Below are 8,098 nucleotides of genomic sequence, written 5' to 3'. Positions count from 1 at the left end.
GTCCTTCCGGGCCGGGCAGATGCATGGCGCCGACGGCCATGAAGACGTTGCCCTTGGCCAGAATCGGCATCGCATTCGCGGCCATCACCTTGTTGCGGCTGGTGATCATGGTCTGCTCGAAGGCGGCATAGCCGGCCTGGTCATCGGCGGTCTCGGGCAGCACCGCCTTGAACAGCGGCCAGAACATGCCGACCTCGCCGCGCTGGTATAGCACGATCATCGTTTCGTTGACGTCGTTGACCTTGTCGCCGAGCTTCATGGTCTCGACCAGGCTCTTCATGTGGAATTCGAGCGGCAGCGACGCCATCGCGCGTAGCTGGCCAACGGCGGTCTCGAGCCCTTCGACGTCCTTGCCCGAGGCCTTGGCGTCCGAAGCGAGCTTGACGTCCAGCACGGGTTCGCCGGCGGACTGGCGCGCCACCTCGCAGGCCGGCAGTGCCATCATCGCCGACAGGATCCACGGCTTCATCTTGGCGACCGTCGCCGGCGGGATGCCGCGGGCGTCGAGCCCCTTGTTCAGCGCCGCCGCATCGTCCGGCGACAGCAGCGACGACAGCGTGGTGTTGTCGGTGAACATCATCAGGCCGGGTTCGCTGGCCATCGCGGCCATCATCTTGGCCTTGTCCATCGCATCGGTGGTTTCGATGACGACGGTGCCGGAGCCGTCATAGGCTTTCTGCGCGGCGGCCGGCAGCGTGGTGACGCGCGTGTCGGTCATGTGCATGGTGCCGAACAGATAGGACGGTTTCTCGCCCGGCTTCTCCAGCTTCCACAACAGGCCCTTGCCGTTCGGAACGGCCGCCGCTTCGGCCTCGACCTTCTTGAAGGCGGCTGGATCGTTCTTTTCCAGCGCGGTCAAAAGATCGATGCCGGCGCAATTCGGCGCTTCGGCATGCGCCCGGCTTGCGAGCAGCAGAACGACGATGAAGGACAGGAAAAACAGCAGATTGAGCGCCGCAAGCAGCTTCAACGAGACAAGGGCCGCGCGGTCGGCAATGGCGATGACGCGTTTCATGGGAAGGGTCTTAGCGCTGAAAAGCGGCAAAACGGTTAATCGGCGCGGTGAAATTGTTCGAGGTGCGTTGTCGGATGGAATGCCCTTGGTGGTTAGCGGAAACGTCCATCGGGTCGTCATCCACGGGCGGAGCAAGGAGCGAAGCGACGCGCGCAGACCCGAGGATCCATTCCGTGACCTCAACGCGTTGCGACGGTGCAGAATTCTGCTCCGCTGAGCCACAGTTCGACGTCACGGCATGGATCCTCGGGTCTGCGCTCCGCTTCGCGTCGCTTCGCCCGTGGATGACGAAGTCAGGCGGGATCAGGCGCGGGGATGCGCCTTCTCGTAGATGTCGAGCAGCCTGGCGGTGTCGACGCCGGTGTAGATCTGGGTGGTCGACAGGCTGGCGTGGCCAAGCAACTCCTGGATCGTGCGAAGGTCGCCGCCGCGGCCGAGCAGGTGGGTGGCGAAGGAGTGGCGCAGGGCATGCGGCGTCGCGGTGTCGGGCAGGTTCAGCGCCGAGCGCAGCTTCGCCATCTCGCGCTGGACTATGGCCGGGTTGAGCGGACCGCCACGAGCGCCCCGGAACAAAAGGCCGTCGGGACCGATGTGGAAGGGGCAGAGCCGGCGGTATTCGGCGACCGCCCTGCGGGCCACCGGCAGCACCGGCACCAGCCGCGTCTTGCCGCCCTTGCCGGTGACGCGCAGCACGGTATCGGCTTCCGTCGCCAGATCGGCGCCCGTCAATCCGAGCGCTTCGGAGATGCGCAGGCCGGAACCGTAGAGCAGCGTCAGCACGGCGGCATTGCGCGCCGCGATCCAGGGCTCTTCCGCGAGTTGGCCCTCCATCGCCACGACCTTTCTGGCGTCGCTTGCCGTGAGCGGCTTGGGCAGCGATTTCGGCTGGCGCGGCGCGCGCAGAGCGATGGCACCCGCAGCGTTGACGAGGCCGCGTTTTTCGAGAAAGCGCAGCAGCGAGCGGATGCCGGCAAGACCGCGCCCCAGCGTGCGAGCGACGGCGCCGTCACTGCGGCGCTTGGCGAGGAAGCCGCGTAGATCGGCGGGACGCAGGTCGGCGATGTCGGAAATGCCGGGCGGGCCGCCGCGATGACCGGTCAGGAAATGCAGGAACTGGCGCGTGTCGCGTTCATAGGCTTCGACGGTCTCCGTCGACAGCCGGCGCTCATGCGCCAGTGTCTTCAGCCAGGTCTCGCGCGCCGCCTGGAGATCGGGTTTTGCGGGGATGAGGAATTCCTGCATGGCGGCATTGTCAGGTGTCGAGGTTAGGAAGCGGTGAAGAGGCCGTCATTGAAATGATAGCGTCAGAGGGCTAGAGCAAGGCAAAGGAAGTGCCGCCATGTCGAAGCTCGAAAACCCCGTACAGATGGCCGTCATCGGTGCCGCGCACGGCATCAAGGGCGAACTCAGGGTGAAGACTTTCACCGGCGATCCGCTGGCGCTGGCCGATTACGGCCCGCTCTTCGCCAAGGACGGCCGCGCCTTCCAGATTACGGATATCAGGCCTGCCGGGACCGTGGTGGTGGTGCGCTTCAAGGGCGTCAACGACCGCAATGCCGCCGAGGCTTTGGCCGGCACGGAGCTTTTCGTCGACCGTTCGGTGCTGCCTGACGACGGCGAGGAGGACGAGTTCTATCATGCCGATCTCATCGGCCTCGACGTCCGGGACGATACCGGCGTCATCGGCAAGGTCGTCGCCGTGCACAATTTCGGCGGCGGCGACATACTCGATGTCACCCTTGCCGGCCGCAAGGGCGTGCTGATCCCGTTCACGCAGGCCGCGGTGCCGCATGTCGCGATCGCCGACGGTTTCGTCGAGGTCGATCCGCTGGCGGCCGGCCTTGTCGAGGATGAGGACGATGGTGAAGCACCTGGCCGGTCCGGCTTCGACCCGAAGGGCCGGCCGCGCGGACCGAAGGATGCCGGGGGCAACCGTTGAGCTTTGCCGCCTCCGTGCTGACGCTCTATCCGGAGATGTTTCCGGGCGCGCTCGGCCTGTCGCTCGCCGGCCGCGCGCTTGAGGCCGGGACGTGGTCGCTTGAGGCGGTCCAGATCCGCGATTTCGCCACCGACAGGCACCGCACGGTCGACGACACGCCGGCCGGCGGCGGCGCCGGCATGGTGATGCGCGCCGACGTGCTGGCCAAAGCCATCGACCACGCCTCGCCGCCGGGCGATGAGCGTCCAAGACTGCTGATGAGCCCGCGCGGCAAACCGCTGACGCAGGCTCGCGTGCGCGAGCTTGCCGCCGGTCCGGGCGTCGTCATCCTGTGCGGACGCTTCGAAGGCGTCGACCAGCGCCTGATCGACGCGCGGGCGCTCGAGGAGGTCTCGATCGGCGATTTCATCCTGTCGGGCGGCGAGCCGGCCGCGCTGGTGCTGCTCGACGCCGTGGTGCGGCTGCTGCCGGGCGTCATGGGCAATGCGGTGTCCGGCGAGGAAGAGAGTTTCGAGAACGGCCTGCTCGAGCATCCGCATTACACGCGGCCGCAGGAGTTCGAAGGCCGGCCGATCCCGGACGTGCTGGTTTCGGGCAACCACAAGAAGATCGCCGAATGGCGGCGCGCGGAGGCGGAGAAGCTGACGCGGGAACGGCGGCCTGACCTCCTGGCGGACGATCCACCCCGCTAAAGCGGTTCACCGTTTCACGGAACCGGCGAACCATTTCCGTGGCGTCAGCACAAACACTGGAGATTGGCTGAAGCCTCCCAACTTCGTCATCCCCGGGCGGAGCAGCCGCGAAGCGGCGTCGCGGAGACCCGAGGATCCATTCCGTGACCTGAGCCGTGGAACGCAGCGGAGCAGAATTCTGCATCGTGAGCAGCGCTTCGACGTCACGGAATGGATCCTCGGGTCTGCGCGCGTCGCTTCGCTCCTTGCTCCGCCCGTGGATGACGATCGCAACGGGCGTTTCCAGCCGATCTCCAAGGCTTGCGCCGAAACCGGTACCCACTTTTCGCTTACGCGGTCCCGCGGTTCGGGATCATAGTTCTCAGCTTTTGGTAAAGTAATAGAAAGCCAGGAGCAGGCCGACCCCGACGACGAAGCCGCGCACCACGGCCTGCGGCACGCGCTTGGCCATCCACACGCCGGCATAGCCGCCGAGCGCCACGCCCGGGATCATGACGATCGCCTGCGGCCAGGCGACGACGCCCCCGGAAACGAAGACCAGGATGGCGACGACCGCGATCACGATGGACAGCATGTTCTTCAAAGCGTTCAGCCGGTGGTAATCGCCGGCTTGCGTCAGGCCGAGCGTGGCGAGCATCATCACCCCCATGCCGGCGCCGAAGAAGCCGCCATAGACCGCGGTCGCGAACTGCGCGATCGAACCGGCGAGCGAGCCGACCGAGGCCTGGTGCTCCGGTCCCGCCGCCGGCTTCAGCCACGGCCCGGCGGCGAACAGGGCGGTGGCGGCGATGAGCAGCCAGGGCACAAGGGCGCGGAAGGACGGATTGGTGAGCGCGAGCAGGATGAGCGAGCCGGCCAGGGCGCCGAGCGCCGAGATCAGGCAAAGCAGCAGGGCGCCGCGCCAGAAGTGGCGGATATCGGTCCAATAGGCGAGCGTCGAGGTGATGTAGCCCGGCAGCTGCGTCACCGAGGAGGTGGCGTTGGCGACGATCGGCGGCAGGCCGACCACCGTCATGGCGCCGAAGGTGAGGAAAGTGCCGCCGCCGGCGACCGCATTGGCGGCGCCGGAGGCAAAGCCCGCGAGGAAGAGCAGGACGGCATCGGAGAATGTCATGGAGGGAAGGTCCGGGAATACACGTTTCCGGCTTAGAAAGCTTGGCGTGCTCGCGCAACCCGGCATGAGGCAATAAGATGGTACCAGGAGCTCAAAAAATATGCCTTAAAGTTCTTTTTCGATGCATATCGTCGTCCCAGAACCGCGCACACTTCTGGGCGACATGCATTTGGACGTGACAAAGCGCCGAAATAGCTGTATGTCGCCGCCCGAACCGGAAGAACGATCTTCTGGACCCGTCAACAAATGGCGGTGTAGCCGTCCCTGCCCGATGTTTCGACAAAGGGCATAGCCGAGCGGTCGTTGGAACTGCAAGGCGAGTGAGGACGCTCTGACTGTCGGAAGAAAAGAAGTGGATATTTGAGATGGATCTCATCCGTCAGCTCGAGGCCGAACAGGCCGCCAAGATCGAAGCCAAGCGCAAGCTGCCCGAATTCCAGCCGGGCGACACCGTGCGCGTCCAGGTGCGCGTCACCGAAGGCAGCCGCACCCGCGTCCAGGCTTATGAGGGCGTCGTCATCGCCCGCTCCGGCTCCGGCTTCCAGGAGAATTTCACCGTCCGCAAGATTTCCTACGGCGAAGGCGTCGAGCGCGTTTTCCCGGTCTACTCGCCGATGGTCGAGGGCGTCGAGATCGTGCGCCGCGGCAAGGTGCGCCGCGCCAAGCTCTATTACCTGCGCGACCGTCGCGGCAAGTCGGCCCGCATTTCGGAAAACACCGGCGTGCGCGCCCGCAAGCTGAACGACGAAGAGCGTGATGCGCTGAACGCAGAGCGCGCCCGCATCGAGGCCGAGAAGGTCGCCGCCGCCCAGGCGCTGGCCGCCGAGACGGCCGCCAAGGAAGCCGCCGAGAAGAAGGCCGCCGCCGCGGCTGCTTCGGCCGAATAAGGCTTCTGCGAAACAGGTTCCGGAAAGGCGGCTTCGGCCGCCTTTTTCGTTTGGCGGAAAGCCCAAACCTACCGGCTCCCCGATCAGTTCCTATCCAACCTGCGTTCGCGCATGCCTTGGTGGTTGGCTGAAACGCCTGAGCTTCGTCATCCACGGGCGGAGCAAGGAGCGAAGCGACGCGGCGCAGACCCGAGGATCAATTCCGTGACATCGAGGCTCCGCAACGGTGCAGAATTCTGCCCCGCTGCACTCCGTAGCTGAGGTAACGGAATGGATCCTCGGGTCTTCGCTCCGCTTCGCGTCGCTCCGCCCGTGGATGACGAAGCTGAGGGCCTGCCACCGATTCATCTGAACACCGAAGACGGGCACACATCGTGGCCCTTGACACCCAGCTATATTGTACACTAAATAATCGTGTACAAATCAACGGAGATCAAAAATGTCTGCACTCTACACCGCCCAGGCTCACGTCAGCGGCGGCCGCAACGGTCACGGCGAAACCAGCGACGGCCTGCTCAAGGTCGACCTCGCGATGCCGAAGGAGCTCGGCGGCAAGGGCGGCGCCACCAATCCGGAGCAGCTTTTCGCCGTCGGCTATGCGGCCTGCTTCGAGAGCGCGGTGCGCTTCATCGCCCGCCAGCAGAAGCTGCCGCTCGAGGACGCTTCGATTACATCCACGGTCAGCCTTTATCCTAACGACCAGGGCGGCTTCCGCCTCGGCGTCGCGCTGGCTGCCGAGATCAAGGGGCTTGATCAGGCGGGCGCAGAGGCGCTTGTATCGGAAGCGCATAAGGTCTGCCCCTATTCCAACGCCATCCGGGGCAATATCGACGTGGCGCTGTCTACCACGGCGCTTCCGGCAAAGGCAGCATGACGACGACAACCGAAACCATGGCCAAGCAAGCCCCGGCGCAAGACGCCGGGGCTATCGCCGTGCCGCGTCTCGACCAGCAGCTCTGCTTTGCGCTTTATTCGGCGAGCGGGCTGATGACCAAGCTCTACCGGCCGCTGCTCGACCCGCTCGGCCTAACTTATCCGCAATATCTGGCGATGCTGGCGCTGTGGCAGCATTCGCCGAGCACGATCGGCGAGCTCGGCGCGGCACTTGGTCTGGATTCGGCGACGCTGACGCCGCTGGTCAAGCGCATGGAAGCGGGCGGCCTCGTCACGCGCCGGCGCGATGCCGCCGACGAACGGCGGGTGCTGGTCCAGCCGACCGCGAAGGGCGAGGCGCTGCGGGCCAAGATGAAGGACGTGCAGGAAGGGCTAAGCTGCGGCATGCCGTTGGAGCGGGCCGAGCTGAAGGCTCTGCACGGCACGCTGACACGGCTGGTCGCCGGGCTGCGTGAGGCCACCGCCGATCAGGACTGATCGCCGCAAAGGCCGTCCACAAAACCGTTTCCGAAGAGCATTGGATTTGCGTATAGCGCGCGACGTCGCAGCGGACCGGCTTGCATGGCGCTTGCGGCAAGCTAAAGTCGGCGCCGGATTTTCTCAGGCCGCGAAATTGCAGCGCGGTCGCACCTTCGGAGATTTGTCATGACCAAGTCGAAATTGCTGCTGGCCGCCATGGTGGCCTGCCTTCTCGCGCCTGTCGCCGCGCTCGCCGACAATCTGCCCGACCTCGGCGGCAAGAAGGTCGTGGTGGTGACGGAAAACGCCTATCCGCCGCTGCAGTTCATCGACAAGAAGACCGGCAAGCAGATCGGCTGGGAATATGACGCGATGGACGAGATCGCCAAGCGGCTGAACTTCAAGGTCGAGTACCAGAACACCTCCTGGGACGCGATGATCCAGGCGGTTTCGGACAACCAGTACAACATCGGCATGACCGGCATCACGATCAAGGACGACCGCAAGGAGAAGGTCGACTTCTCCGACCCCTATATGCGCTCGGAGCAGTTCATGCTGGTGCGCGGCGATGAAAGCCGCTTCACCGACGCCAAGAGCTTCGGCGCCTTCAAGGACGGTTTGATCGGCGCCCAGCCCGGCACCACGCCCTTCTACACCGCCGTCTACAGCGTGCTCGACGGCAACGAGCAGAACCCGCGCATCAAGCTGTTCGAGACCTTCGGCGCGACCGTGCAGGCGCTGAAGGCGGGCGACGTCGATGTCGTCTTGACCGACGGCACCGCCGGCAAGGGCTATGTCGATGCTTCCGAAGGCAAGCTGAAGCTGATCGGCGGCCCGCTCGGCACCGAGGATTTCGGCTTCATCTTCCCCAAGGGCTCGGACCTTGTGAAGCCGGTCAACGCCGCCATCGCCTCGCTCAAGGCCGACGGCACGTTCGACAAGCTCAACAAGAAGTGGTTCCTCGATTACAAGATGGGGCAGTAGCTCGTCTTGCTGCGCGCGGTGAGTTTGCAGGAAATCGCGCTGACATTGCGCCCAGTCCCCCCTCTCTGCCCTGCCGGGCCCGGCAGGGCAGAGAGGGGGGACTGGGCGCAATGT

The 8,098-nt window shown here is 65.2% G+C and carries 9 protein-coding genes; 6 read left to right on the top strand and 3 right to left on the bottom strand.

Annotated features, from left to right (window positions below; all coding sequences use genetic code 11):
- A partial coding sequence (locus EOA28_RS16695; RefSeq protein ID WP_128315062.1) for a TraB/GumN family protein occupies window positions 1-1,015 on the bottom strand: 1,015 nt, incomplete at its 3' end.
- Window positions 1,016-1,318: 303 nt separating this feature from the next.
- Window positions 1,319-2,257: a tyrosine recombinase XerC gene (locus EOA28_RS16690; RefSeq protein WP_127250213.1), complete on the bottom strand. Its 939-nt coding sequence runs from the start codon at window positions 2,255-2,257 to the stop codon at window positions 1,319-1,321.
- A 97-nt stretch (window positions 2,258-2,354) separates the two neighbouring features.
- Between EOA28_RS16690 and rimM the strand changes: the two genes are divergently transcribed.
- Both rimM and trmD read left to right on the top strand, forming a co-directional pair.
- Entirely contained in the window at window positions 2,355-2,954 is a 600-nt protein-coding gene (gene rimM, locus EOA28_RS16685; protein WP_127250212.1) for a ribosome maturation factor RimM, read from the top strand.
- On the top strand, window positions 2,951-3,646 hold the full coding sequence (gene trmD, locus EOA28_RS16680; RefSeq protein ID WP_127250211.1) for a tRNA (guanosine(37)-N1)-methyltransferase TrmD: 696 nt from the start codon (window positions 2,951-2,953) through the stop codon (window positions 3,644-3,646). The genes rimM and trmD overlap by 4 nt, the downstream gene beginning before the upstream one ends.
- A 361-nt stretch (window positions 3,647-4,007) precedes the next feature.
- Here the strand turns inward: trmD and EOA28_RS16675 are convergent, their stop codons facing one another.
- Complete coding sequence (locus EOA28_RS16675; RefSeq protein ID WP_127250210.1) at window positions 4,008-4,760, bottom strand: sulfite exporter TauE/SafE family protein; 753 nt, start codon at window positions 4,758-4,760, stop codon at window positions 4,008-4,010.
- Between the two features lie 365 nt (window positions 4,761-5,125).
- On the opposite strand from EOA28_RS16675, the gene rplS reads away from it, so the two are divergent.
- The 4 genes from rplS to EOA28_RS16650 all read left to right on the top strand — a co-directional run bounded on the left by rplS (window position 5,126) and on the right by EOA28_RS16650 (window position 7,984).
- Window positions 5,126-5,647 carry a 50S ribosomal protein L19 gene (gene rplS, locus EOA28_RS16665; protein WP_127250208.1) on the top strand — a complete coding sequence of 174 codons (522 nt, stop codon included), beginning with the start codon at window positions 5,126-5,128 and terminating at the stop codon, window positions 5,645-5,647.
- A 439-nt stretch (window positions 5,648-6,086) separates the two neighbouring features.
- Window positions 6,087-6,521 carry an organic hydroperoxide resistance protein gene (locus EOA28_RS16660; RefSeq protein WP_127250207.1) on the top strand — a complete coding sequence of 145 codons (435 nt, stop codon included), beginning with the start codon at window positions 6,087-6,089 and terminating at the stop codon, window positions 6,519-6,521.
- Entirely contained in the window at window positions 6,518-7,018 is a 501-nt protein-coding gene (locus EOA28_RS16655) for a MarR family transcriptional regulator (RefSeq protein ID WP_127250206.1), read from the top strand. Before EOA28_RS16660 ends, EOA28_RS16655 begins: the two co-directional genes overlap by 4 nt.
- A gap of 168 nt (window positions 7,019-7,186) precedes the next feature.
- The gene (locus tag EOA28_RS16650) at window positions 7,187-7,984 is read left to right on the top strand and encodes a transporter substrate-binding domain-containing protein (RefSeq protein WP_126063671.1); all 798 of its coding nucleotides are present in this window, start codon (window positions 7,187-7,189) and stop codon (window positions 7,982-7,984) included.
- Window positions 7,985-8,098 lie beyond the last annotated feature (114 nt).

The sequence above is a fragment of the Mesorhizobium sp. M2A.F.Ca.ET.067.02.1.1 genome, from assembly GCF_004023285.1.
In the GTDB taxonomy this organism is placed as follows: Bacteria; Pseudomonadota; Alphaproteobacteria; order Rhizobiales; family Rhizobiaceae; genus Mesorhizobium.
Note: the sequence above shows the minus strand (reverse complement) of the source record. Positions and strands in the feature narration are given on the sequence as shown.